Source organism: Bradyrhizobium sp. IC3195 (assembly GCF_020193585.1).
Classification (GTDB): Bacteria; Pseudomonadota; Alphaproteobacteria; order Rhizobiales; family Xanthobacteraceae; genus Bradyrhizobium; species Bradyrhizobium yuanmingense.
The window spans coordinates 1-1,095 of the sequence record NZ_JADYVG010000075.1 but is presented as its reverse complement, the minus strand read 5'-3'; the positions used below and the strand labels follow the sequence as shown (position 1 = coordinate 1,095).

General features: G+C 57.7%; 1 protein-coding gene and 1 pseudogene. One reads left to right on the top strand and one right to left on the bottom strand.

Features of this window, described 5'->3' with window-relative positions; all coding sequences use genetic code 11:
• A pseudogene (locus tag I6F09_RS37155) lies at positions 1-266 on the top strand (transposase); the annotation flags it as partial.
• Positions 267-342: 76 nt separating this feature from the next.
• Here the strand turns inward: I6F09_RS37155 and I6F09_RS37150 are convergent.
• The coding region (locus I6F09_RS37150; RefSeq protein ID WP_249784727.1) for a reverse transcriptase domain-containing protein at positions 343-1,095 on the bottom strand (753 nt) is incomplete at its 5' end.

Sequence of the window (1,095 nt, the reverse complement as noted above, 5' to 3'; positions counted from 1 at the left end):
CCGCTTCATGATCGGGCTGTTGCTGCTCAAGCACATTTACGGGCTGTCCGATGAGGGGGGTGTGCGAGCGCTGGGTCCACGACCCATATTTCCAGTACTTTACCGGCGAAGAGTTCTTCCAGCACGCATTCCCGCACGAGCGCTCGGACCTGAGCCACCGGCGCAAGCGGCTCGGCGACAAGCTGGAGCTGTTGCTGGCCGAGAGCTTGCGGGTGGCACACGAGGCCGGCGCGTTGCGCAGCCAGGACCTCAAGCGGGTCACGGTCGGTCGAGTAGCCCCCGGGGAATTGCACCCCGAGGCTCTCACGAAACCGGACGTGAACCTCTCGATTCATCCGGCTTCTATCTTCCAGCCGCAGGTCGAATGCCGACTCGCCACAAATAGAGTAGGTTCGGATCGCGCTGTGCGAGCCGTCCCAACCAATATACTGAGGCGACTTTCCGGCCTTTCAACCGCTTGTATTTCCGCCTCGTCCAGCGGGCGAGCGCGTCGTTTACGTGACGAAGGACGTTGACACATTCCGTCCGGTAAAACCGTCCGTAATAGTTCAGCCATCCTTGCACGACAGGATCAATCAGCTTGGCGAGTTCTTCAAGACTCCAGTGGTTTCGCGTCGAACCCAGTCGCCATGAGCGAATGGTTTGTCGGATTCCTTTGGCAGCCTTGTTGCTGATTGCCGGGAGGAAGTTGAGGAACTTCTCGCCCTTTCGATCGCGAGCGCTGCGCGGCTGGAAGGTGTAGCCAAGGAAGTCGAACGAGATGTGTTCGCATTCCTCTCTCCGTTTATTATCCTTGCAGTAGACGATCCGGGTTTTCTCCGGATGGAGCTCCAGACCGCATTCCGCAAGACGTTTTCGGATCGCCTCCATCACGGTTCGAGCCTCGCTTTCAGTTCTGCAATGGACTATCGCATCGTCAGCGTATCTTTCGAAACACAAACAAGGGAAGGTCCGCTGCATCCAGTGATCGAATGCATAGTGCAGAACCAAATTTGCGAGCAGCGGTGAAACCACCGAACCCTGAGGGGTTCCGCGTGTTCTCTCCACAGGGATTCCGTCTTCTTTCTCCACGGGAGCTTGCAGCCACCGCTTTAC